The following is a 22,798-nucleotide window of genomic DNA, read 5'->3' on the forward strand; positions in this document are numbered from 1 at the left end:
GCACCATCTCAGGGATCGGCCTGCGAACAGGTCGCCCCCACGGCATATCCACCACGAATCGCGCCAGATCATTCTGTCGCGGGGTGGATCACACGTGAGCCCGACACGTCATGAATCGAAAGATGAGCGACATGTCGGGGGAGACACGACGCTGTCACCGTGCAGCACCCTGGGTGAGACCGAGAGGGACCGCCCAGCCAATCAAGGAGAGAACGTGCCAACCATTCAGCAGTTGGTTCGCAAGGGCCGCTCGCCGAAGGTCTCGAAGACCAAGGCTCCCGCGCTGAAGTCGAACCCCCAGCAGGCCGGCGTGTGCACCCGCGTGTACACGACGACCCCCAAGAAGCCGAACTCGGCGATGCGCAAGGTCGCTCGTGTGAAGCTGCGCAACGGCACCGAGGTCACCGCCTACATCCCCGGCGAGGGCCACAACCTGCAGGAGCACTCGCTCGTGCTCGTCCGCGGTGGTCGCGTCAAGGACCTCCCCGGTGTCCGTTACAAGATCGTCCGCGGTGCACTCGACACCCAGGCTGTCAAGAACCGTAAGCAGGCTCGTAGCCGCTACGGCGCGAAGAAGGGCTGACTCAGATGCCTCGTAAAGGTCCCGTCACCAAGCGCCCGGTCGTCAACGACCCGGTCTACGGTGCTCCGATCGTCAGCCAGCTGGTCAACAAGATCCTCGTCGACGGTAAGAAGTCGATCGCGGAGTCGATCGTCTACACCGCCCTCAAGGGTGTCGAGGCGAAGAACAGCCAGGACGCCGTCGCGACGCTGAAGAAGGCGCTCGACAATGTCCGTCCCACCCTCGAGGTCAAGAGCCGCCGCGTCGGTGGCTCGACCTACCAGGTGCCCGTCGAAGTCAAGCCGCACCGCGCGAACACCCTCGCGCTGCGCTGGCTCGTGAGCTACGCCAAGGGTCGTCGTGAGAAGACGATGACCGAGCGTCTGCAGAACGAGATCCTCGACGCCTCGAACGGCCTCGGTGCCGCGGTCAAGCGCCGCGAAGACACCCACAAGATGGCCGAGTCGAACCGCGCCTTCGCGCACTACCGCTGGTAACAGCTCCCACTTCGACGGGCTCGGGCGGCCGACCCGGCCCGCGAGCCCGTCGAAGTTCCCACGACATCCGCCACCACACGTAAGGACATCCCGTGGCACAAGACGTGCTCACCGACCTCACCAAGGTCCGCAACATCGGCATCATGGCGCACATCGATGCCGGCAAGACGACGACGACCGAGCGCATCCTGTACTACACGGGAACCAACCACAAGATCGGCGAGACGCACGACGGTGCCTCGACGACCGACTGGATGGAGCAGGAGCAGGAACGTGGCATCACGATCACCTCCGCTGCTGTCACGTGCTTCTGGGACAAGAACCAGATCAACATCATCGACACCCCCGGGCACGTCGACTTCACCGTCGAGGTGGAGCGCTCCCTCCGTGTGCTCGATGGCGCTGTGGCCGTCTTCGACGGCAAAGAGGGCGTCGAGCCCCAGTCCGAGACCGTCTGGCGTCAGGCCGACAAGTACAACGTTCCCCGCATCTGCTTCGTCAACAAGATGGACAAGCTCGGCGCGGACTTCTACTTCACGGTCGACACGATCATTAACAAGCTCAAGGCGAAGCCGCTCGTCATCCAGCTGCCCATCGGCGTCGAGAACGACTTCATCGGTGTCGTCGACCTCGTCGAGATGCGCGCGCTGGTCTGGGCGGGTGACGCCAAGGGTGATGTCACCATGGGTGCCAAGTACGACATCCAGGAGATCCCGGCCGACATGGCCGACGTCGTCGCGAAGTACCGCGAAGAGCTCCTCGAGACGGTCGCCGAGACCGATGAGGAGCTTCTCGAGAAGCACTTCGGTGGCGAAGAGCTGACCGTCGCCGAGATCAAGGCCGCCATCCGCAAGCTGACGGTCAACTCCGACATCTACCCCGTGCTCTGCGGCTCGGCGTTCAAGAACCGCGGTGTGCAGCCCATGCTGGACGCCGTCATCGACTACCTGCCGTCGCCCCTCGACGTGCCGGCCATCGAGGCGCATGACCCGAAGAACGAAGAGACGATCATCGAGCGGCACGCCGATCGTGAAGAGCCCTTCACCGCGCTGGCCTTCAAGATCGTCACGCACCCCTTCTTCGGTCGTCTGACCTACATCCGCGTGTACTCCGGTCACCTTGATTCGGGCGCGCAGATCGTCAACTCGACGAAGTCCAAGAAGGAGCGCATCGGGAAGATCTTCCAGATGTACGCCAACAAGGAGAACCCGGTTCCCTCGGTCACGGCCGGCCACATCTACGCGGTCATCGGTCTGAAGGACACCACGACCGGCGACACCCTCTGCGACGCGCAGAACCAGGTCGTCCTCGAGTCGATGACGTTCCCCGAGCCCGTCATCGAGGTCGCGATCGAGCCCAAGACCAAGGCCGACCAGGAGAAGCTGGGTCTGGCGATCCAGAAGCTGGCCGAGGAAGACCCGACGTTCCGCGTCGAGCAGAACAACGACACGGGCCAGACCGTCATCAAGGGCATGGGCGAGCTTCACCTCGACATCCTCGTGGACCGCATGAAGCGCGAGTTCAAGGTCGAGGCCAACGTCGGCAAGCCGCAGGTCGCGTACCGCGAGACGATCAAGAAGACCGTCGAGCGTCACGACTACACGCACAAGAAGCAGACCGGTGGTTCGGGTCAGTTCGCCAAGATTCAGTTCGCGCTCGAGCCCCTCGAGGTCACGGCCGACAAGATCTACGAGTTCGAGAACAAGGTCAGCGGTGGTCGTATCCCCCGCGAGTACATCTCGCCGACCGACCAGGGCTTCCAGGACGCCATGAACGTCGGCGTGCTCGCCGGCTACCCCATGGTGGGCGTCAAGGCGATCCTCCTCGACGGCGCATCGCACGACGTCGACTCCTCGGAGATGGCGTTCAAGATCGCCGGCTCCATGGGCTTCAAGGAAGCGATCCGCAAGGCGAACCCCGTCATCCTCGAGCCGCTCATGTCGGTCGAGGTGCGTACTCCCGAGGAGTACATGGGCGACGTCATCGGCGACCTGAACTCGCGTCGTGGGCAGATCCAGTCGATGGAAGACGCCCAGGGTGTCAAGGTCGTGCGGGCACTCGTCCCGCTGTCCGAGATGTTCGGCTACATCGGCGACCTGCGCTCGAAGACCTCGGGCCGTGCCGTCTACTCCATGGAGTTCGACAGCTACGCCGAGGTTCCTCGTGCCGTGGCCGACGAGATCGTCCAGAAGAACAAGGGCGAGTAACACCGCTCTCATGGATGCCGGGAACCTGGGTTCCCCCGGTTCCCGGCATCCACTCAAACTGAATACCGACTCTCTAGTAATCTGAGAACCATCCCCGCGAAGAACCGGTCGCAATCCAGTGCCCGAGACCTCGCAACCAACGTCCTGAGGAGGACCCAGTGGCTAAGGCCAAGTTCGAGCGGACCAAGCCGCACGTGAACATCGGAACGATCGGTCACGTCGACCACGGCAAGACCACGCTCACCGCTGCCATCTCGAAGGTGCTCGCCGACAAGTTCCCGTCGGCCACCAACGTTCAGCGTGACTTCGCGTCGATCGACTCGGCGCCCGAAGAGCGTCAGCGTGGTATCACGATCAACATCTCGCACGTCGAGTACGAGACCCCCAAGCGTCACTACGCTCACGTCGACGCGCCCGGCCACGCCGACTACATCAAGAACATGATCACCGGTGCCGCGCAGATGGACGGCGCGATCCTCGTGGTCGCCGCCACCGACGGCCCGATGGCTCAGACCCGTGAGCACGTTCTGCTCGCCAAGCAGGTCGGCGTGCCCTACCTGCTCGTCGCGCTGAACAAGAGCGACATGGTCGACGACGAGGAGATCCTGGAGCTCGTCGAGCTCGAGGTCCGCGAGCTGCTCTCGTCGCAGGACTTCGACGGCGACAACGCCCCCGTCGTTCGCGTCTCGGGCCTCAAGGCTCTCGAGGGCGACGAGCAGTGGGTCAACGCCATCGTCGAGCTCATGGAAGCCGTCGACGAGTCGATCCCCGACCCGGTGCGTGACAAGGACAAGCCGTTCCTCATGCCCATCGAGGACGTCTTCACCATCACCGGCCGTGGCACGGTCGTCACGGGCCGCGCCGAGCGCGGTACCCTCGGCATCAACTCCGAGGTCGAGATCGTCGGCATCCGCCCGACGCAGAAGACCACGGTCACCGGTATCGAGATGTTCCACAAGCAGCTCGACGAGGCCTGGGCCGGCGAGAACTGTGGTCTGCTCCTCCGTGGCACCAAGCGTGACGACGTCGAGCGCGGCCAGGTCGTCGTGAAGCCCGGTTCGGTCACCCCGCACACCAACTTCGAGGGCACGGCGTACATCCTGTCCAAGGAAGAGGGCGGCCGTCACAACCCGTTCTTCACGAACTACCGCCCGCAGTTCTACTTCCGCACCACCGACGTGACCGGCGTCATCACGCTGCCCGAGGGCACCGAGATGGTCATGCCCGGTGACACCACCGAAATGTCGGTCGAGCTCATTCAGCCGATCGCCATGGAAGAGGGCCTCGGCTACGCGATCCGTGAGGGTGGCCGCACCGTCGGCGCCGGCACGGTCACGAAGATCGTCAAGTAAGTCTCAGCGACTTCACTCGGCACAGGCCGGGCCTTCGGGCCCGGCCTTTGTCGTTCCCGGACGACGCCGGAGCCGCGGGGCTTCCGCTCGCGGTCGTGCGCACTCCACAATGAACGGGAGGTCGGCACGTTTGTCGATCCGGTCACGAGGGAGACGTAATGAGCGGCGTGGACGACATCATCGCGAAGGGCAAGAAGCTCCTCGACGACAACCGCGACAAGATCGAAGAAGCGCTCAAGAGCGAGAAGGCCGAAGAGGTCAGCGACAAGGTGCTCGATGGTGCGGCGGAGGCGATCAAGAAGATCGTGCCGGCCGAACAGCACGCCAAGGTCAACGAAGTTCGGGCCAACGTGGACAAGAACATCGGCAACGCCTGAGCCCGATGGACGACGGCGCCGTTCCCGAAGGGGAGCGGCGTCGTCGTCGTTCGCGGCCCGGGATTCTGGGGAAACGCCGCACGCGACACGCCCGGGTTTGCGACACGCCCGGCGGGTCCGTAGACTAGTCCAGTTCCACATTCCGGCGTGCGCTCGGCGCGCGCCAGGATCACTGTCTCGGCAGTGCACAGGCGGCGCGTGAGCGCAGGGTCCTGGGCCGCGGGCAGCAGAACACACACCGAACCCCCTCTTCCCAAGCGGGATTCGCACGCGTGCGTGCGAGGGGCGGGCCGGATGCCAAGGTTTCCGGTTTGACAGCTGAACAGCGGTGCAGCATCTCTCGCGTGAGCGAGGGGAAGTGCCAGGGTGCGTCAGCACCACCGTGCGTCCAATGCCCCAGGTCGGGTAAGACGCGAGAAAGAGAGAGAGCAGACAATGGCGGGACAGAAGATCCGCATTCGCCTGAAGTCGTACGACCACGCCGGGCTGGACTCGTCGGCGCGCAAGATCGTCGACACCGTGACCCGTGCCGGCGCCACCGTGGTGGGCCCGGTTCCCCTTCCGACCGAGAAGAACGTCGTGTGCGTCATCCGGTCGCCCCACAAGTACAAGGACAGCCGCGAGCACTTCGAGATGCGCACCCACAAGCGCCTCATCGACATCATCGACCCGACGCCCAAGGCCGTCGACTCGCTGATGCGCCTCGACCTCCCGGCCGATGTCAACATCGAGATCAAGCTCTGAGGTTCGACATGGCTGACATCAACTCCAAGATCTCCAAGGGCCTTCTCGGCACCAAGCTCGGCATGACCCAGGTGTGGGACGAGAACGGCAAGCTCGTTCCCGTCACCGTCATCGAGGTCGCACCGAACGTCGTGACCCAGTTGCGCTCGCTCGAGAAGGACGGCTACAACGCCGTTCAGATCGGCTACGGCCAGATCGACCCCCGCAAGGTGAACAAGCCCCTGACGGCTCACTTCGACGCCGCCGGTGTCACCCCGCGCCGCCACCTCACCGAGGTCCGCACCGCGGATGCCGCCGAGTACGCGCTGGGCCAGGAGCTCACCGTCGACGGCCTCTTCGAAGCCGGTCAGCTGGTCGACGTCGTCGGCACCAGCAAGGGCAAGGGAACCGCCGGTGTCATGAAGCGTCACAACTTCAAGGGTGTCTCCGCTTCGCACGGTTCGCACCGCAACCACCGCAAGCCCGGTTCGATCGGCGCATCGTCGACCCCGAGCCGAGTCTTCAAGGGCATGCGCATGGCCGGCCGTATGGGTGGCGAGCGCGTGACCGTCCTCAACCTCACGGTGCACGCCGTCGACGCCGAGAAGGGACTCATGCTCGTCAAGGGCGCCGTCCCCGGTGCTCGTGGCCGCATCGTCTACGTCCGCAACGCAGTGAAGGGTGCCTGAACATGGCTGACTCGACTCTCGCGCTCGACGTCGTGAAGGCCGACGGCAACAAGGCAGGCTCGGTCGAGCTGCCCGCCGCGCTCTTCGACGTCAAGACGAACATTCCCCTCATCCACCAGGTCGTCGTGGCGCAGCGCGCCGCGGCTCGCCAGGGCACGCACTCGACCAAGCGTCGTGGCGAGGTCTCGGGCGCCGGCCGCAAGCCCTTCAAGCAGAAGGGCACCGGTAACGCCCGTCAGGGCTCGATCCGCGCGCCGCACATGACCGGTGGTGGCATCGTCCACGGGCCCAAGCCCCGCGACTACAGCCAGCGCACCCCCAAGAAGATGATCGCCGCCGCGCTCCTGGGCGCACTGAGCGACCGTGCTCGTGGGCAGCGTCTGCACATCGTCGACAGCTTCGCCATCGAGGGTGCGCCTTCGACCAAGGCCGCTGCCGCCGCGCTCAAGGCTCTCGGTGCCGTCAAGAACGTTCTCGTGGTCATCGACCGCGACGACGAGCTGACGATCAAGAGCGTGCGCAACCTCGCGTACGTCCACGTGCTGACCGTCGGCCAGCTGAACACCTACGACGTGATCGTCTCGGACGACATCGTCTTCACCAAGGCCGCCTACGACACGTTCGTCGCGTCGAAGGCTGCGGCCACTGAGGAGGTCTCGGCATGACCACCGTCAACAAGGACCCGCGCGACATCATCCTGAAGCCGGTCGTCTCCGAGAAGAGCTACTCGCTCATCGACGAGGGCAAGTACACCTTCCTGGTGGACCCCCGCGCCTCGAAGACCGAGATCAAGCTCGCGATCGAGAAGATCTTCAGCGTCAAGGTGGCCTCGGTCAACACGATCAACCGCGTGGGCAAGGCCCGTCGCACCCGCTTCGGCATCGGCAAGCGCAAGGACACCAAGCGCGCCATCGTCTCGCTGAAGTCGGGCACCATCGACATCTTCACGTCTGTCGGCTGACGGTCGGGATAGAGGACAAGAACAATGGCTATTCGCAAGTACAAGCCCACGACCCCCGGTCGCCGCGGCTCGTCGGTGGCCGACTTCGCCGAGATCACCCGATCGACGCCCGAGAAGTCGCTGCTGCGCCCGCTGTCGAAGACCGGTGGCCGCAACAACCAGGGCCGCATCACCACGCGCCACATCGGTGGCGGTCACAAGCGTCAGTACCGTCTGATCGACTTCCGTCGTAACGATAAGGACGGCATCGACGCCAAGGTCGCTCACATCGAGTACGACCCCAACCGCACCGCGCGCATCGCGCTGCTGCACTACGCGGACGGCGAGAAGCGCTACATCCTCGCTCCCGCCAAGCTGTCGCAGGGCGACGTCGTCGAGTCGGGTGCCGGCGCCGACATCAAGCCCGGCAACAACCTGCCGCTGCGCAACATCCCCACCGGTACCGTCATCCACGCGATCGAGCTGCGTCCCGGTGGCGGCGCGAAGATGGCCCGTTCGGCCGGCGCATCCGTGCGTCTGGTCGCCAAGGACGGCCCTTACGCGCAGCTGCGTCTGCCCTCCGGCGAGATCCGCAACGTCGACGTGCGCTGCCGCGCCACGATCGGCGAGGTCGGCAACGCCGAGCAGTCGAACATCAACTGGGGCAAGGCCGGCCGCATGCGCTGGAAGGGCGTCCGCCCGACCGTGCGTGGTGTCGCCATGAACCCGGTCGACCACCCGCACGGTGGTGGTGAGGGTAAGACCTCCGGTGGTCGTCACCCTGTTTCGCCGTGGGGTAAGGCCGAAGGCCGCACCCGCCACGCGAACAAGGAGAGCGACAAGCTCATCGTCCGCCGTCGCACCGCCGGCAAGAAGCGCAAGTAGGAGTAGAGGAAGATGCCTCGCAGCCTTAAGAAGGGCCCCTTCGTCGACGAGCACCTGCTTCGCAAGGTCGTCTCGCAGAACGAAGCCGGTTCGAAGAACGTCATCAAGACCTGGTCGCGCCGTTCGATGATCATCCCCGCCATGCTGGGACACACCATCGCCGTGCACGACGGTCGCAAGCACATCCCCGTGTTCGTGACCGAGACCATGGTCGGCCACAAACTGGGCGAGTTCTCGCCCACCCGCACCTTCCGCGGCCACGTGAAGGACGACAAGAAGGGCCGTCGCCGTTAAGGCGACCGAGGAGGAGAGAGAAATGGTGGAGTCCATCGCACGTGTGCGACACATCCGCGTGACCCCTCAGAAGGCTCGTCGCGTCGTCGCGCTCATCAAGGGCAAGCAGGCCGAAGAGGCCCTCGCCATCCTGAAGTTCGCGCCGCAGGGCGCGAGCGAGCCGATCTACAAGCTCGTCGCCTCGGCCATCGCGAATGCTCGCGTCACCGCCGACAAGACGAACGAATACCTGGATGACGCCGACCTGTACGTGAAGAACGCGTACGTCGACGAGGGCACGACGCTCAAGCGTTTCCGCCCCCGCGCACAGGGTCGCGCCTTCCAGATCAAGAAGCGCACGAGCCACATCACGGTCGTGCTCGCGACGCCGGAGAACGCTGAGGCGACCCCGGCCCGCGCCAACAAGAAGGCGAGCAAGTAATGGGACAGAAGGTCAACCCGTACGGCTTCCGCCTCGGCATCACCACCGACCACGTGTCGCGGTGGTTCTCGGACTCGACGAAGCCCGGTCAGCGTTACGCCGACTACCTCGCCGAGGACATCAAGATCCGTCGCCTGCTGACCACCTCGCTCGACCGCGCCGGTGTCAGCAACATCGAGATCGAGCGCACGCGTGACCGCGTCCGCGTCGACATTCACACCGCCCGTCCGGGTATCGTGATCGGTCGCCGCGGCGCCGAGGCCGAGCGCATCCGCGCCGACCTCGAGAAGCTCAGCGGCAAGCAGATCCAGCTGAACATCCTCGAGGTCAAGAACCCCGAGGCTGATGCTCAGCTGGTCGCTCAGGGTGTCGCCGAGCAGCTCTCCGCACGCGTGGCGTTCCGTCGCGCGATGCGCAAGGGTCTGCAGGGCGCGCAGCGTGCCGGCGCCAAGGGCGTCCGCATCCAGGTGTCGGGTCGCCTCGGCGGCGCCGAGATGAGCCGCTCGGAGTTCTACCGCGAAGGCCGTGTGCCCCTGCACACCCTGCGCGCGAACATCGACTACGGCTTCTACGAGGCCAAGACCACCTTCGGCCGTATCGGCGTGAAGGTGTGGATCTACAAGGGCGACCTCACCAACAAGGAGCTCGCCCGCGAGCAGGCCAACGCGCCCAAGTCGCGCGGTCGTGACGACCGCGGTGGCGACCGTCGTCGTGGCCCGCGCAACGAGGCCCCCGTGGCAGAAGGAGCGTCGGCGTAATGCTCATCCCCCGCAAGGTCAAGTACCGCAAGCAGCACCACCCCGGCCGTTCCGGCCAGGCCACCGGTGGCACTCAGGTGTCGTTCGGGGAGTACGGGATCCAGGCGCTGACCCCCGCTTACGTGACCAACCGTCAGATCGAGTCCGCTCGTATCGCCATGACGCGTCACATCAAGCGTGGCGGAAAGGTGTGGATCAACATCTACCCCGACCGTCCCCTCACCAAGAAGCCGGCTGAAACCCGCATGGGTTCCGGTAAGGGTTCGCCCGAGTGGTGGGTCGCGAACGTCAAGCCGGGCCGTGTCCTCTTCGAGGTCGCGGGTGTCGACGAGCAGCTCGCTCGTGAAGCACTGACCCGAGCCATTCACAAGCTGCCCCTGAAGGCACGCATCATCAAGCGCGAGGAGGGCGACGCGTAATGGCGATCGGCACCAAGCAGCTCGCTCCGAGCGAGCTCGACACGTTCGAAGACCAGCGCCTCGTCGAGGAGCTGCGCAAGGCCAAGGAAGAGCTGTTCAACCTGCGCTTCCAGTCGGCTACCGGCCAGCTCGAGAGCCACGGTCGCATCCGTGCAGTCAAGCGCGACATCGCGCGTCTGTACACGGTGATCCGTGAGCGCGAGCTCGGCATCCGCGCCACCCCGGCCCCGGTCGAGGCGACGACGAAGGCGAAGAAGAGCAAGGCGAAGAAGACGGATGCCGTCGACGACGCCGCGAAGGAAGAGGCGGAGTAATGGCTACCGCGAAGAAGGCCGAGGCGCAGGTCGCCGGCCACGAGCACGCCGAGAACGATGTCCGTGACGAGGACGCCCGCGGTTACCGCAAGGCGCGTCGCGGCTACGTCGTCAGCGACAAGATGGACAAGACGATCGTCGTCGAGGTCGAGGACCGCGTGAAGCACCCGCTCTACGGCAAGGTCATCCGTCGTACCTCGAAGGTCAAGGCGCACGACGAGACCAACTCGGCGGGCATCGGCGACCTCGTCGTCATCAACGAGACCCGTCCGCTCAGCGCCACCAAGCGCTGGCGTCTGGTCGAGATCCTCGAGAAGGCCAAGTAAGCCTCGCGGCTTACTTGGAACCCAAGGAGTAAAAAGTGATTCAGAACGAATCCCGGCTGAAGGTCGCCGACAACACCGGCGCGAAAGAGCTGCTCACCATCCGAGTGCTCGGCGGCTCCAACCGTCGGTACGCGGGCCTGGGCGACGTCATCGTCGCCACGGTCAAGGACGCGATCCCGGGTGGAAACGTCAAGAAGGGCGACGTGGTCAAGGCCGTCGTCGTCCGCGTCGTCAAGCAGACCCGTCGTTCCGACGGCTCGTACATCAAGTTCGACGAGAATGCCGCCGTCATCCTGAAGAGCGACGGGGAGCCCCGCGGCACCCGCATCTTCGGACCGGTCGGCCGTGAGCTTCGCGACAAGAAGTTCATGAAGATCGTCTCGCTCGCCCCGGAGGTCATCTGATCATGGCGAAAATCAAAAAGGGCGACCTGGTTCAGGTCATCTCGGGTGCTAAGCCCGAGCGTGGCGGCGACCGCGGCAAGCAGGGTAAGGTCCTCGAGGTCCTCACCGAGCAGAACCGCGTGATCGTCGAGGGCGTGAACTACGTCACCAAGCACAACCGCGTGGGCCAGTCCCAGCGCGGAACCAAGACCGGTGGCATCGAGACGTTCGAGGCCCCGATCCACATTTCCAACGTCGCGATCGTCGACCCCTCTACCAAGAAGCCGACCCGTGTCGGCCGCCGGGTCGAGGAGCAGGTGAAGGACGGCGTCAAGCGCACCGTCCGCGTGCGCTTCGCGAAGAAGAGCGGCAAGGACCTCTGAGTATGAGCACCGACACTGCCGCGGTAACTGGCACTTCGTCCGAAGGGCAGCCCTCGAAGGGCGCCGGCCAGCCCCGCCTGAAGCAGAAGTACAACAACGAGATCAAGAAGGCCCTGCAGGAGGAGTTCGGTTACGCGAACGTCATGCAGACGCCCGGCCTGGTCAAGGTCGTCGTCAACACCGGCGTCGGCGAGGCTGCTCGTGACAGCAAGGTGATCGATGGTGCGGTCGACGACCTCACCAAGATCACCGGTCAGAAGCCGATCGTCACGAAGGCCCGCAAGTCCATCGCGCAGTTCAAGCTGCGCGAGGGCCAGGCCATCGGTGCGCACGTCACCCTCCGTGGTGATCGCGCATGGGAGTTCGTGGACCGCCTCGTCAACCTCGCCCTGCCCCGCATCCGCGACTTCCGCGGTCTGTCGGCCAAGCAGTTCGACGGCAACGGCAACTACACCTTCGGCCTCCAGGAGCAGTCCGTGTTCCACGAGATCGACCAGGACCGCATCGACCGCGTGCGTGGTTTCGACATCACCATCGTCACCACCGCCAAGACCGACGACGAGGGCCGTTCGCTGCTGCGCCAGCTCGGCTTCCCGTTCCAGTCGGCCGACGCTCAGGCCTGACCCCATGGGCCCCCGGACACCCGGGGGCCCCTCATCGAAGGTCGACTGTCGTGTAACGGCAGCCGAAACCTCATGAAAGAAAGAAGCAACACATGACGATGACAGACCCGGTCGCAGACATGCTGACCCGTCTGCGCAACGCGAACTCGGCGCACCACGACTCCGTGTCGATGCCGAGCTCGAAGCTCAAGACCAACATCGCCGCCATCCTCAAGCAGGAGGGTTACATCGCCGACTGGAACGTCGAAGACGCCCGTGTCGGCCACACCCTCAACATGACGCTGAAGTACGGCCCGAACCGCGAGCGGTCGATCGCCGGAATCAAGCGCGTCTCCAAGCCCGGCCTCCGCGTGTACGCGAAGTCGACCGAGGTCCCCACGGTCCTCGGCGGGCTCGGCGTGGCCATCCTGTCCACCTCCTCCGGTCTCCTCACGGACCGTCAGGCCGAGCAGAAGGGCGTCGGCGGGGAAGTCCTCGCCTACGTGTGGTGATCTGACATGTCGCGTATTGGACGTCTTCCCATCGACATCCCCGCCGGCGTCACCGTTTCGGTGAACGGCCGGGACGTCTCCGTCAAGGGCCCGAAGGGCGAGCTCGAGCTCACCATCGCACAGCCCCTCGAGGTGTCGGTCGAGGAGAACCAGGTTCTCGTCACCCGCCCCGACGACGAGCGCGAGTCGCGGTCGCTCCACGGCCTGACCCGCACGCTCATCAACAACAACATCATCGGTGTCACCCAGGGCTACACCAAGGGCCTCGAGGTCGTCGGCACGGGTTACCGCGTCGCCCAGAAGGGCAGCGCGATCGAGTTCGCCCTCGGCTTCTCGCACCCCGTCCTCATCGACCCGCCCGCGGGTATCACCCTCACGGTCGAAGGCAACAACAAGGTCACCGTGAGCGGCATCGACAAGCAGGCCGTCGGCGAGGCCGCAGCCAACATCCGCAAGATCCGCAAGCCCGAGCCCTACAAGGGCAAGGGTGTGCGGTACGCGGGCGAGGTCGTCCGCCGCAAGGCCGGAAAGAGTGGTAAGTGACCATGGCTGTCAAGACAAAGTCCGTCGCTCGTGCTCGTCGCCACGCGCGCCTTCGCAAGAAGGTCGTCGGCACCGAGCTGCGTCCCCGTCTCGTCGTGACGCGCTCCGCGCGCCACGTGTTCGTCCAGGTCGTGGACGACAGCAAGGGCCACACCGTGGCCTCCGCTTCCACCCTCGAGACCGACCTGCGCGGCTTCGACGGTGACAAGACCGCCAAGGCCCGCAAGGTCGGCGAACTCGTCGCCGAGCGTGCCAAGGCCGTGGGCGTGTCCGACGTCGTGTTCGACCGTGGCGGTAACCGCTACGCCGGCCGCGTCGCCGCGATCGCCGACGGAGCTCGCGAAGGAGGGCTGAACCTGTGAGTGACAACAAGGAGACCGAAGTGACCGAGCAGACTGCCCCGGCTGAGGGTGCGGCTGCCGCTCAGGCTCCCGCCGAGCGTGAGCGCGAGCCGCGTCGCGGTGGTCGTGAGCGCAACACCAACCAGCGTGACCGTGGTTCGCGCGACCGCAACGAGAGCCAGTTCCTCGAGCGCGTCGTGACCATCAACCGCGTCTCGAAGGTCGTCAAGGGTGGTCGTCGCTTCAGCTTCACCGCACTCGTCGTCGTCGGTGACGGTAACGGCGTGGTCGGTGTCGGCTACGGCAAGGCGCGCGAAGTGCCCCTCGCCATCTCGAAGGGTGTCGAAGAGGCCAAGCGCAACTTCTTCCGCGTTCCCCGTTCGGGCTCGACCATCCCGCACCCCGTGCAGGGTGAGGCCGCTGCCGGTGTGGTGCTCCTGCGCCCCGCCGCCGCCGGTACCGGTGTCATCGCCGGTGGTCCCGTCCGCGCCGTGCTCGAGTGCGCCGGCATCCACGACGTCCTGTCGAAGTCCCTCGGCTCGTCGAACACGATCAACATCGTGCACGCGACCGTCGAGGCGCTCAAGGCGCTCGAGGAGCCCCGCGCCGTGGCTGCCCGCCGTGGCCTGGAGTTCGACCAGGTCGCCCCGGCCCGCCTCGTGCGCGCCGAGGCAGCCGCTCAGAAGGTAGGTGCCTGATGGCCGAGCGTCTGAAGGTCACGCAGATCAAGTCCAAGGTGAGCGAGAAGCAGAACCAGCGTGACACGCTGCGTTCGCTGGGTCTGAAGCGGATCGGCGACTCGGTCGTCCGTCCCGACGACGCGCAGACGCGCGGCTACGTCAAGACCGTCGCCCACCTCGTCAAGGTTGAGGAGATCGACTAATGGCTGCCAAGAAGGACGAGACCGCAACGGTCGACGCCCCCAAGAAGGCATCGGCCGCCAAGGCCGGTAAGAAGGAAGCCCCCGCGGCGCGCCCCGGCGTGCTCAAGGTCCACCACCTGCGTCCCGTCCCGGGCGCCCGCACCGCCAAGACCCGTGTGGGTCGCGGTGAGGGCTCGAAGGGTAAGACGTCCGGTCGCGGTACCAAGGGAACCAAGGCCCGTTACCAGGTCAAGGTCGGCTTCGAGGGTGGGCAGATGCCGCTGCACATGCGCACCCCGAAGCTGCGCGGCTTCAAGAACCCGTTCCGCGTCGAGTACCAGGTCGTGAACCTGGACAAGCTCGGCGAGCTCTACCCGCAGGGTGGCGACGTGACCGTTGCCGGCCTCGTGGCCAAGGGTGCTGTGCGCAAGAACGAGAAGGTCAAGGTGCTCGGCACCGGCGACATCTCGGTCGCACTGACCGTCTCCGTCGACAAGGTCTCCGGCTCCGCCGAGCAGAAGATCGTCGCCGCCGGCGGTACCGTCAACTGACGACCCGACCCGGAAGGGGCCGGCGGCCTTACGGCCGTCGGCCCCTTCTGCATTAGTCTGATTGGGAGTGCGCACTGCCGCGCTCCGAGATCGTTCTGGAGGAATCTCCCTTGTTCAGCGCCATCGCGCGGGTTTTCCGCACGCCCGACCTGAGGCGGAAGATCGCCTTCACGCTGGGCATCATCGCCATTTACCGGCTGGGTGCCCACGTGCCGACGCCCTTCGTCGACTTCCCCAACGTTCAGCAGTGTCTGAACCAGTCGGGTGGCACCGAGGGTCTGCTGTCCCTGGTGAACCTCTTCTCGGGCGGCGCTCTGCTGCAGCTGTCGATCTTCGCTCTCGGGGTCATGCCGTACATCACGGCGACGATCATCGTGCAGCTGCTGCGCGTGGTCATTCCGCACTTCGAGACTCTCTACAAAGAGGGTCAGGCGGGTCAGGCGAAGCTCACGCAGTACACGCGGTACCTCACGATCGCGCTGGCGCTGCTGCAGTCGACCACGCTGGTCACCGTCGCGCGCTCGGGCCAGCTCTTCGGCTCGGCCGGGGTGCCCGAGTGCCAGCAGTTGCTGACCAACGACATCTGGTGGGCCCAGCTGCTCATGATCATCACGATGACCGCCGGTACCGGCCTGGTCATGTGGTTCGCCGAACTCGTCACCGAGCGCGGCGTGGGCAACGGTATGTCCATCCTCATCTTCACCTCGATCGCCGCGACCTTCCCCGGCGCCATGCTGTCGATCCTGAACGCCCGCGGCGTCGAGGTCTTCCTGCTCGTCTTGGCTGTCAGCATCGTCATCGTCGCCCTCGTGGTGTTCGTCGAACAATCGCAGCGGCGTATCCCGGTCCAGTACGCCAAGCGCATGGTCGGCCGTCGTACCTACGGCGGCACGAACACCTACATCCCGATCAAGGTCAACATGGCCGGCGTCGTGCCCGTCATCTTCGCCTCGTCGCTGCTGTACATCCCGGCCCTCATCGCGCAGTTCAACCAGCCGCAGCCGGGCCAGGAGCCGTCGCCGTGGGTGACGTGGATCTCGCAGTACCTCACGCGTGGCGATCACCCGCTGTACATGCTGATCTACTTCCTCCTCATCATCGGGTTCGCCTACTTCTACGTCGCCATCACGTTCAACCCGGTCGACGTCGCCGACAACATGAAGAAGTATGGCGGGTTCATCCCCGGCATCCGCGCGGGGCGTCCGACCGCCGAGTACCTCGACTACGTCCTGACGCGCATCACCCTGCCCGGTTCGATCTACCTCGGTCTCATCGCGTTGCTGCCGCTGGTGGCACTCGCGACGGTGGGGGCCAACCAGAACTTCCCGTTCGGCGGCGCTTCCATCTTGATCATCGTCGGTGTCGGTCTCGAGACCGTGAAACAGATCGATGCGCAGCTTCAGCAGCGTCACTACGAGGGGCTGCTTCGATGAGCGCGCGTCTTCTGATCGTGGGCCCGCAGGGGTCGGGCAAGGGAACGCAGGGCGTCCGCATCGCAGAGGCACTCGGGGTCCCGGTGGTCTCCACCGGCGACGTGTTCCGGGCCAACGTCGCCCAGGGGACCGAGCTGGGCCAGCAGGTCAAGGCGATCATCGACGGCGGGAGCCTCGTCCCCGACGAGCTGACCAGTGCGGTCGTGCGTGACCGACTGTCGCAGGCCGACGCGGCAGAGGGCTTCCTCCTCGACGGCTACCCGCGCAACCTCGCCCAGGTGATGCACCTCGACGAATTCCTCGAGGGTCGCGACGAACCGCTCGACGCGGTCATCGCCCTCGTCGTACCCCGCGAGGAGTCGCTGTCGCGGCTCACCGCCCGTGCGTCCGAGCAGGGGCGCGCCGACGACACCGAAGAGGCCATCGCGACGCGCCTGGGCATCTACGAGCGCGAGACGGCTCCCATCCTCGACGTGTACGGTACGCGCGGGGTGGTCGACGAGATCGACGGCGTCGGTAGTCTCGACGAGGTGACCGCCCGCATCTTCGCGGCCCTCGAAGCGCGTGGTCTCCATGCGTCACCGGCTGCGTGACGTGGGTCTTCGTTCCTCCGTCTACAAGAAGCCGGCCCAACTGCGCTCGATGATCGAGCCCGGCCTCATCACCGCCGACGCTTTGGACGCGGTTCGTGCGCTGGTGGCTCCGGGGGTCACCACGCTCGAGCTCGACGCCGCGGCGTCTGCGCTCATCACCTCGCGCGGCGCCGTGTCGAATTTTCAGATGGTGCGGGGCTATCGGCACACGATCTGCGCCTCGGTCAACGAGCAGGTGGTACACGGCATCCCGAACGATCGCCCTCTGCGGGCCGGCGACATCCTCTCGATCGACGCGGGCGCGGAGCTGCGCGGATGGAACGGCGACTCGGCGTTCACCGTGATCGTCCCGGGCGACGCTCCCGACGACATCGTGGCGCCACGTCGACGTCTCTCCGAGGTCACCGAGGGATCGTTGTGGGCGGGTATCGCCGCGCTGAGCCGCGCGTCGCACCTGGGCGAGGTCGGAGCCGCCATCGAGCAGTACATCCAGGCCCATGCCCCCGATGGGGGATACGGCATCCTGCGCGACTACGTCGGTCACGGCATCGGTCGCAAGATGCACGAGTCGCCGAGCATCTTCAACTACGCGGTGCCCGACCGCGGGGCGGAGGTGCGTCCGGGGCTGGCCGTGGCCATCGAGCCCATGGTCGTCATCGGCGAACAGGAGACCTTCGTCGAAGACGACGGCTGGACGGTGTCGACCCTCGACGGGACGGCCGGCTCTCACTGGGAACATAGCGTCGCCGTGCATGATGGGGGCATCTGGGTGCTGACCGCTCACGACGGGGGTGCCGAGAAGCTGGCGCCGTTCGGCGTGGTGCCGAAGGAGATCGATTCATGATGATGGCTGCTGTGCGAAAGTCCACCAATTGGTTCGCGATCGCGGTGACGGCGGCGGCGCTCGTCGTCGTCCTGATCGTGGCGGGTGTCGTGTGGTTCGCCAACAGCCAGGCGACCTCGCCCGGGACACTCCCGGAGTCGTCGGCGGTCAACACCGAGACGGGTGCGATCGCGGTCGGGTCCGGAGAGAAGACCGTCGACACGTACATCGACTTCATGTGCCCGGTCTGCAACCAGTTCGAGCAGGCCTACGGGCCCACGCTCGACGAGCTCGTGGCCAGCGACGAGATCACGTTGAACATCCACCCGATCTCGATCCTCGACCGCGCCTCCCAGGGCACCGAGTACTCCACGCGTTCCGCCTCCGCGGCCTACTGCGTCGCCGTTGATGACGCCGCCAACGTTCCCGCGTTCGTGAAGGCCCTCTACGCGCAGCAGCCGTCGGAGAACACGGCCGGCCTGGACGACGCCACCCTCGCGTCCGTCGCCACTTCGGTGGGCGCGTCGGACGCCGCCACGTCGTGCATCTCCGACGGGACGTACACGAGGTTCGTGACGGCGATGACCCAGAACACCCCCGTGCAACCCGGGAGCGGCGGTATCGCAACGCCGACGATCGCCGTGGACGGAACCGTCCTCGCGAACCAGACCGACCTGACGGGCGACCCGCAGAAGGACATCGTCGACCGCCTCAACGGTTGACGACACTCCCGGCGAGTTGCCGGAGTGGGCAATACCACGTATGCTTGATCTTTGGTGCGTTGCGCCTTTATTGGCGTGTCGAAGCACCGAATCCCCATCCACCGCAGACCGGCCGGTCTGCAATTGAGCGTGAGCGAGTTTATGGCGAAGAAAGACGGTGTCATCGAGATCGAGGGCACGGTGTCCGAGGCACTGCCCAACGCGATGTTCCGTGTCGAACTGACCAACGGTCACAAGGTGCTCGCCACCATTTCGGGCAAGATGCGGCAGAACTACATCCGCATCATCCCGGAAGACCGGGTCGTCGTCGAACTGAGCCCATACGACCTCACCCGCGGTCGTATCGTCTACCGCTACCGCTGAGCCCGGCCGAGAAGTAACGAGCCGCACCCCGCGCGTTCGAAGACAGCGAAACAGGAACATCATGAAGGTCAACCCCTCCGTCAAGCCCATCTGCGACCACTGCAAGGTGATCCGTCGTCATGGGCGCGTGATGGTGATCTGCAAGAGCAACCCGCGCCACAAGCAGCGCCAGGGCTGAGCTCTTCGCCGTTCGACCCCATTCCAACTGAATACACACCGGCAGGATCAGATCCGTCATCGTCCGGGCGCTTCGACAGGCTCAGCGATCGTATGACGGGGACACCTCGGGGCGGAGGCCCGAGCACCGATCCTGCTCCACACCTCCACGACACTCTGAGGAGAGCCGCATGGCACGTCTCGCCGGCGTCGACATCCCGCGCGACAAGCGCGTGGTGATCGCACTTACTTACATCTACGGCGTGGGTCGCACCCGCTCCGTCGAGATTCTCGCGGCAACGGATATCGATCACGACATCCGCGTGAAGGATCTCACCGACGACCAGTTGGTCGCCCTGCGCGACCACATCGAAGGCACCTACAAGGTGGAGGGTGACCTCCGTCGCGAGGTCGCCGCCGACATCCGCCGCAAGGTCGAGATCGGCTCCTACGAGGGCATCCGCCACCGTCGCGGCCTCCCGGTGCGCGGTCAGCGCACGAAGACGAACGCGCGTACCCGCAAGGGTCCCAAGCGCACCGTCGCCGGCAAGAAGAAGGCGCGCTAAGCCGCGGGCTGAGCGTCAGGATTCAGGAGAACGCACATGGCACAGGCCAAGTCCGCCGCGCGCAAGCCGCGCCGCAAAGAGAAGAAGAACATCGCCGTGGGCCAGGCCCACATCAAGTCGACGTTCAACAACACCATCGTTTCGATCACCGACCCCTCGGGTGCCGTCATCAGCTGGGCTTCGTCCGGCGGTGTCGGGTTCAAGGGCTCGCGCAAGTCGACGCCGTACGCCGCCGGCATGGCCGCCGAGTCGGCCGCTCGCCAGGCGCAGGAGCACGGTGTGAAGAAGGTCGACGTCTTCGTGAAGGGACCGGGTTCGGGTCGTGAGACCGCGATCCGCTCGCTCACGGCCGCCGGCCTCGAGGTCGGTTCCATCCAGGACGTGACGCCGCAGGCCCACAACGGCTGCCGTCCGCCCAAGCGCCGCCGCGTCTGACGCGATCGTTCCCGGGGAGTGTTCGTCGCTCCCCGGGAACGCCGCGCTTGCGCGCGAAACAGACTTCCGGATGCCACGGCTCGCCCTCGGCGCACCGCCCGCGTGACGCGGCATCCCGCGAGTACAACTCAACACCTCACCCCATTACACGTGTCATATAGCGGGCACGTGATCGAAAGGAACACATAGTGCTCATCGCACAGCGTCCCACTCTGACCGAGGAGAAGATCGGGGAGTTCCGCAGCCGTTTCGTCATCGAGCCGCTGGAGCCCGGCTTCGGTTACACGATCGGCAACGCGCTGCGTCGCAGCCTCCTGTCGTCGATCCCCGGCGCGGCCGTCACGAGCATCCGCATCGACGGCGTGCTGCACGAGTTCAGCACCATCCCGGGCGTGAAAGAAGACGTCACCGAGATCATCCTGAACATCAAGCAGCTGGTCGTCTCGAGCGAGCGCGACGAGCCCATCACGGCGTACCTGCGCAAGACCGGCTCCGGTGAGGTCACCGCCGCCGACATCTCCGCTCCCGCGGGTGTCGAGGTGCACAACCCCGAGTTGGTCATCGCGACGCTCAACGACACCGCGAAGTTCGAGCTCGAGCTCACCATCGAGCGTGGCCGTGGCTACGTCTCGGCGACGCAGAACCGCAACGAGTACGCCGAGGCCGGTCAGATCCCGATCGACTCGATCTACTCGCCTGTGCTCAAGGTCAGCTACCGCGTCGACGCCACGCGCGCCGGTGAGCGTACCGACTTCGACAAGCTCGTCCTCGACGTCGAGTCGAAGGCATCCATCGCCCCGCGCGACGCCGTCGCCTCGGCCGGACGCACCCTCACCGAGCTGTTCGGCCTCGCTCGCGAGCTGAACGTCGAGGCCGAGGGCATCGAGATCGGCCCCGCGCCGGTCGAGACCGTCCTCTCGAACGAGCTGTCGATGCCGATCGAAGACCTCGATCTCTCGGTCCGCTCGTACAACTGCCTCAAGCGCGAGGGCATCAACACCGTTTCGGAGTTGGTGGCCCTTTCCGAGACGCAGCTGATGAACATCCGCAACTTCGGTCAGAAGTCGGTCGACGAGGTGCGTGACAAGCTCACCTCCCTCGGCCTGTCGCTCAAGGACTCGGTGCCCGGCTTCGACGGCGCCCAGTTCTACAGCGGCTACGACGAAGAGACCGTCTGACCCCGGTCGGACCCGACCGAACCTCTCACTGGAGTAACACGACATGCCTAAGCCCACGAAGGGTCCCCGCCTCGGAGGCGGCCCGGCCCACGAGCGTCTGCTTCTCGCCAACCTGGCCGCAGCGCTGTACACGCACAAGTCCATCAAGACGACCGAGACCAAGGCGAAGCGCCTGCGTCCGCTCGCCGAGCGCCTCATCACCTTCGCCAAGCGCGGCGACCTGCACGCGCGTCGTCGCGTGCTCGGCGTGATCGGCGACAAGGACGTCGTGCACACGCTGTTCACGGAGATCGCGCCCCTGGTGGCCGAGCGTGACGGCGGATACACCCGCATCACCAAGGTCGGAAACCGCAAGGGCGACAACGCCCCCATGGCCGTGATCGAGCTCGTTCTCGAGCCCGTCGCGAAGAAGGCGTCGAACAAGCCCGCCGCGGCTCCCGCCGCCGCTGCCGCACCGGCCGCCGAGGAGCCCGTCGCCGACGAGGCTTCCGCCGCGGAGAACACCACCGACGAGGCAGCCGAGGCCGGCGCCGAGTCGCCCGAAGAGGGAGCGGCCGCGGAGGCCGCCGCCGCCGACGCCGTCGAAAGCGACGCCAAGGCCTGAGTCTCTCTCACCGCGTACGATGCCCTCACCCCGATTCGGGTGGGGGCATCGTCGTTCCCGGGCTCCGCGGCCACCGTCCGGTGCTCGTAGGCTGGTGGGGTGCGTATCCGCCTCGACATCGCCTACGACGGCACACACTTCCGCGGGTGGGCCCGGCAACCGGGGCTGCGCACGGTGCAGGGCGAACTCGAGTCGGCCTTCACGCGCATCGTCGGCGGCGCCCCGCGGCTGATCGTGGCGGGGCGCACCGATGCCGGCGTGCATGCGTCGGGGCAGGTCGCGCACCTGGATCTCGACGAGGACCAGATCGCGCGCTTGCCACGACGGCGTCGCGACCACGACGAGGCCGACGCCATCGCCGCCCTCCCGGGCCGTGTACGCGGCGTCTTGGGCCAGTATCCCGACGTCTCCGTCCTGCGCGCGTCGCGTGCCCCTGACGGGTTCGACGCGCGGTTCTCCGCCGTGTGGCGGCGGTACGCGTACCGACTGGCGGATGCGAACGCGGGCTACGACCCGCTCGATCGCCTGCGTACGACCACCCTGCGCAGCGCCCTCGACCTGGAGGCGATGGATGCCGCCGCCTCGCGTCTGATCGGCCTGCACGACTTCGCCGCGTACTGCAAGGCGCGCGAAGAGGCGACGACCATTCGCACTCTGCTGGAGTACGACTGGCGGCGCGGTGACGACGGTGTCCTGGTGGCGAACGTCCGGGCGGACGCGTTCTGTCACAGCATGGTGCGTGCCCTCGTGGGGGCGTGCGTCGCCGTGGGGGAGGGGCGTATCGAGGTCGACGATGTCGTGGCCATCCGCGACGCGCGCATGCGCATCCCCGAGACCAAAGTGCTGGCCGCGCGGGGGCTCGTCCTCGCAGAGGTCGGCTACCCGGCGGACGAGTTGCTGGCGGCGCGCGCCGAACAGACACGCAGGCGTCGGGATGCCGACGACCCGGCATCCTGATTCCCCTCCGGGCGCCGATGCAACCCC

General features: G+C 66.0%; 36 protein-coding genes. All 36 read left to right on the forward strand.

Going from position 1 to position 22,798, the window contains the following annotated elements; all coding sequences use genetic code 11:
- Positions 1-214 precede the first annotated feature (214 nt).
- The 36 genes from rpsL to truA all read left to right on the forward strand — a co-directional run bounded on the left by rpsL (position 215) and on the right by truA (position 22,771).
- Positions 215-583 carry a 30S ribosomal protein S12 gene (gene rpsL, locus ACXKZF_RS02485; protein ID WP_013584051.1) on the forward strand — a complete coding sequence of 123 codons (369 nt, stop codon included), beginning with the start codon at positions 215-217 and terminating at the stop codon, positions 581-583.
- Positions 584-588: 5 nt separating this feature from the next.
- Positions 589-1,059: a 30S ribosomal protein S7 gene (gene rpsG / locus ACXKZF_RS02490; RefSeq protein ID WP_055833595.1), complete on the forward strand. Its 471-nt coding sequence runs from the start codon at positions 589-591 to the stop codon at positions 1,057-1,059.
- Between the two features lie 92 nt (positions 1,060-1,151).
- A complete protein-coding gene (gene fusA / locus ACXKZF_RS02495; RefSeq protein ID WP_055959341.1) occupies positions 1,152-3,266 on the forward strand; it encodes an elongation factor G in 2,115 nt (704 codons plus the stop codon).
- A gap of 158 nt (positions 3,267-3,424) precedes the next feature.
- On the forward strand, positions 3,425-4,618 hold the full coding sequence (gene tuf / locus ACXKZF_RS02500; RefSeq protein WP_055959340.1) for an elongation factor Tu: 1,194 nt from the start codon (positions 3,425-3,427) through the stop codon (positions 4,616-4,618).
- 158 nt (positions 4,619-4,776) lie between these two features.
- Positions 4,777-4,995, forward strand: a complete 219-nt coding sequence (locus ACXKZF_RS02505) for a hypothetical protein (RefSeq protein ID WP_488985299.1) — start codon at positions 4,777-4,779, stop codon at positions 4,993-4,995.
- A gap of 435 nt (positions 4,996-5,430) precedes the next feature.
- Positions 5,431-5,739, forward strand: a complete 309-nt coding sequence (gene rpsJ / locus ACXKZF_RS02510) for a 30S ribosomal protein S10 (RefSeq protein ID WP_013584016.1) — start codon at positions 5,431-5,433, stop codon at positions 5,737-5,739.
- An 8-nt stretch (positions 5,740-5,747) separates the two neighbouring features.
- Positions 5,748-6,407, forward strand: coding sequence for a 50S ribosomal protein L3 (gene rplC, locus ACXKZF_RS02515; RefSeq protein ID WP_251506271.1), 660 nt, complete (start codon positions 5,748-5,750; stop codon positions 6,405-6,407).
- Between the two features lie 2 nt (positions 6,408-6,409).
- Positions 6,410-7,072 (forward strand): 50S ribosomal protein L4, encoded by a 663-nt coding sequence (gene rplD / locus ACXKZF_RS02520; RefSeq protein WP_243222814.1) that lies wholly within the window; start codon positions 6,410-6,412, stop codon positions 7,070-7,072.
- On the forward strand, positions 7,069-7,368 hold the full coding sequence (gene rplW, locus ACXKZF_RS02525) for a 50S ribosomal protein L23 (RefSeq protein WP_055959332.1): 300 nt from the start codon (positions 7,069-7,071) through the stop codon (positions 7,366-7,368). Before rplD ends, rplW begins: the two co-directional genes overlap by 4 nt.
- A 24-nt stretch (positions 7,369-7,392) precedes the next feature.
- Positions 7,393-8,232 carry a 50S ribosomal protein L2 gene (gene rplB, locus ACXKZF_RS02530; protein WP_013584012.1) on the forward strand — a complete coding sequence of 280 codons (840 nt, stop codon included), beginning with the start codon at positions 7,393-7,395 and terminating at the stop codon, positions 8,230-8,232.
- Positions 8,233-8,244: 12 nt separating this feature from the next.
- A complete protein-coding gene (gene rpsS / locus ACXKZF_RS02535; RefSeq protein ID WP_013584011.1) occupies positions 8,245-8,526 on the forward strand; it encodes a 30S ribosomal protein S19 in 282 nt (93 codons plus the stop codon).
- A gap of 22 nt (positions 8,527-8,548) precedes the next feature.
- Positions 8,549-8,947, forward strand: a complete 399-nt coding sequence (gene rplV / locus ACXKZF_RS02540) for a 50S ribosomal protein L22 (protein WP_055959330.1) — start codon at positions 8,549-8,551, stop codon at positions 8,945-8,947.
- Positions 8,947-9,705, forward strand: a complete 759-nt coding sequence (rpsC, locus tag ACXKZF_RS02545; RefSeq protein WP_055959329.1) for a 30S ribosomal protein S3 — start codon at positions 8,947-8,949, stop codon at positions 9,703-9,705. The genes rplV and rpsC overlap by 1 nt, the downstream gene beginning before the upstream one ends.
- On the forward strand, positions 9,705-10,124 hold the full coding sequence (rplP, locus tag ACXKZF_RS02550) for a 50S ribosomal protein L16 (protein ID WP_055833705.1): 420 nt from the start codon (positions 9,705-9,707) through the stop codon (positions 10,122-10,124). The genes rpsC and rplP overlap by 1 nt, the downstream gene beginning before the upstream one ends.
- Positions 10,124-10,438 (forward strand): 50S ribosomal protein L29, encoded by a 315-nt coding sequence (gene rpmC, locus ACXKZF_RS02555; RefSeq protein ID WP_055959327.1) that lies wholly within the window; start codon positions 10,124-10,126, stop codon positions 10,436-10,438. The genes rplP and rpmC overlap by 1 nt, the downstream gene beginning before the upstream one ends.
- Positions 10,438-10,764 carry a 30S ribosomal protein S17 gene (gene rpsQ, locus ACXKZF_RS02560; RefSeq protein WP_055959326.1) on the forward strand — a complete coding sequence of 109 codons (327 nt, stop codon included), beginning with the start codon at positions 10,438-10,440 and terminating at the stop codon, positions 10,762-10,764. The genes rpmC and rpsQ overlap by 1 nt, the downstream gene beginning before the upstream one ends.
- A gap of 35 nt (positions 10,765-10,799) precedes the next feature.
- Positions 10,800-11,168: a 50S ribosomal protein L14 gene (rplN, locus tag ACXKZF_RS02565; RefSeq protein WP_055959324.1), complete on the forward strand. Its 369-nt coding sequence runs from the start codon at positions 10,800-10,802 to the stop codon at positions 11,166-11,168.
- A gap of 2 nt (positions 11,169-11,170) precedes the next feature.
- Entirely contained in the window at positions 11,171-11,530 is a 360-nt protein-coding gene (gene rplX, locus ACXKZF_RS02570; protein WP_013584004.1) for a 50S ribosomal protein L24, read from the forward strand.
- A 2-nt stretch (positions 11,531-11,532) separates the two neighbouring features.
- Positions 11,533-12,153, forward strand: coding sequence for a 50S ribosomal protein L5 (gene rplE / locus ACXKZF_RS02575; RefSeq protein WP_235561318.1), 621 nt, complete (start codon positions 11,533-11,535; stop codon positions 12,151-12,153).
- Positions 12,154-12,245: 92 nt separating this feature from the next.
- Positions 12,246-12,644, forward strand: coding sequence for a 30S ribosomal protein S8 (gene rpsH / locus ACXKZF_RS02580; RefSeq protein WP_055959322.1), 399 nt, complete (start codon positions 12,246-12,248; stop codon positions 12,642-12,644).
- 6 nt (positions 12,645-12,650) lie between these two features.
- A complete protein-coding gene (rplF, locus tag ACXKZF_RS02585) occupies positions 12,651-13,187 on the forward strand; it encodes a 50S ribosomal protein L6 (RefSeq protein WP_055959320.1) in 537 nt (178 codons plus the stop codon).
- A 2-nt stretch (positions 13,188-13,189) separates the two neighbouring features.
- Positions 13,190-13,549 (forward strand): 50S ribosomal protein L18, encoded by a 360-nt coding sequence (gene rplR / locus ACXKZF_RS02590; protein WP_043361012.1) that lies wholly within the window; start codon positions 13,190-13,192, stop codon positions 13,547-13,549.
- On the forward strand, positions 13,546-14,226 hold the full coding sequence (gene rpsE / locus ACXKZF_RS02595) for a 30S ribosomal protein S5 (protein ID WP_055959318.1): 681 nt from the start codon (positions 13,546-13,548) through the stop codon (positions 14,224-14,226). Before rplR ends, rpsE begins: the two co-directional genes overlap by 4 nt.
- Complete coding sequence (gene rpmD, locus ACXKZF_RS02600; RefSeq protein ID WP_013583998.1) at positions 14,226-14,411, forward strand: 50S ribosomal protein L30; 186 nt, start codon at positions 14,226-14,228, stop codon at positions 14,409-14,411. Before rpsE ends, rpmD begins: the two co-directional genes overlap by 1 nt.
- The gene (gene rplO / locus ACXKZF_RS02605; RefSeq protein ID WP_082485117.1) at positions 14,411-14,941 is read left to right on the forward strand and encodes a 50S ribosomal protein L15; all 531 of its coding nucleotides are present in this window, start codon (positions 14,411-14,413) and stop codon (positions 14,939-14,941) included. Before rpmD ends, rplO begins: the two co-directional genes overlap by 1 nt.
- A 110-nt stretch (positions 14,942-15,051) precedes the next feature.
- The gene (secY, locus tag ACXKZF_RS02610; protein ID WP_055959315.1) at positions 15,052-16,374 is read left to right on the forward strand and encodes a preprotein translocase subunit SecY; all 1,323 of its coding nucleotides are present in this window, start codon (positions 15,052-15,054) and stop codon (positions 16,372-16,374) included.
- Positions 16,371-16,967 carry an adenylate kinase gene (locus ACXKZF_RS02615; protein ID WP_488985300.1) on the forward strand — a complete coding sequence of 199 codons (597 nt, stop codon included), beginning with the start codon at positions 16,371-16,373 and terminating at the stop codon, positions 16,965-16,967. The genes secY and ACXKZF_RS02615 overlap by 4 nt, the downstream gene beginning before the upstream one ends.
- A gap of 1 nt (position 16,968) precedes the next feature.
- Positions 16,969-17,811, forward strand: a complete 843-nt coding sequence (gene map / locus ACXKZF_RS02620; protein WP_156459274.1) for a type I methionyl aminopeptidase — start codon at positions 16,969-16,971, stop codon at positions 17,809-17,811.
- Entirely contained in the window at positions 17,808-18,512 is a 705-nt protein-coding gene (locus ACXKZF_RS02625; RefSeq protein WP_055959310.1) for a DsbA family protein, read from the forward strand. Before map ends, ACXKZF_RS02625 begins: the two co-directional genes overlap by 4 nt.
- A 141-nt stretch (positions 18,513-18,653) precedes the next feature.
- The gene (infA, locus tag ACXKZF_RS02630; RefSeq protein ID WP_013583992.1) at positions 18,654-18,875 is read left to right on the forward strand and encodes a translation initiation factor IF-1; all 222 of its coding nucleotides are present in this window, start codon (positions 18,654-18,656) and stop codon (positions 18,873-18,875) included.
- Positions 18,876-18,936: 61 nt separating this feature from the next.
- Positions 18,937-19,053 carry a 50S ribosomal protein L36 gene (gene rpmJ, locus ACXKZF_RS02635; RefSeq protein WP_005050492.1) on the forward strand — a complete coding sequence of 39 codons (117 nt, stop codon included), beginning with the start codon at positions 18,937-18,939 and terminating at the stop codon, positions 19,051-19,053.
- Positions 19,054-19,222: 169 nt separating this feature from the next.
- Positions 19,223-19,597 (forward strand): 30S ribosomal protein S13, encoded by a 375-nt coding sequence (gene rpsM / locus ACXKZF_RS02640; protein ID WP_055959307.1) that lies wholly within the window; start codon positions 19,223-19,225, stop codon positions 19,595-19,597.
- 36 nt (positions 19,598-19,633) lie between these two features.
- The gene (rpsK, locus tag ACXKZF_RS02645) at positions 19,634-20,032 is read left to right on the forward strand and encodes a 30S ribosomal protein S11 (RefSeq protein ID WP_013583990.1); all 399 of its coding nucleotides are present in this window, start codon (positions 19,634-19,636) and stop codon (positions 20,030-20,032) included.
- A 188-nt stretch (positions 20,033-20,220) separates the two neighbouring features.
- Positions 20,221-21,210, forward strand: coding sequence for a DNA-directed RNA polymerase subunit alpha (locus ACXKZF_RS02650; protein WP_055959305.1), 990 nt, complete (start codon positions 20,221-20,223; stop codon positions 21,208-21,210).
- 43 nt (positions 21,211-21,253) lie between these two features.
- Complete coding sequence (rplQ, locus tag ACXKZF_RS02655; RefSeq protein ID WP_488985301.1) at positions 21,254-21,814, forward strand: 50S ribosomal protein L17; 561 nt, start codon at positions 21,254-21,256, stop codon at positions 21,812-21,814.
- A 99-nt stretch (positions 21,815-21,913) separates the two neighbouring features.
- Positions 21,914-22,771: a tRNA pseudouridine(38-40) synthase TruA gene (gene truA / locus ACXKZF_RS02660; protein ID WP_243222810.1), complete on the forward strand. Its 858-nt coding sequence runs from the start codon at positions 21,914-21,916 to the stop codon at positions 22,769-22,771.
- Positions 22,772-22,798 lie beyond the last annotated feature (27 nt).

This window comes from Microbacterium sp. ABR10 (assembly GCF_057812175.1).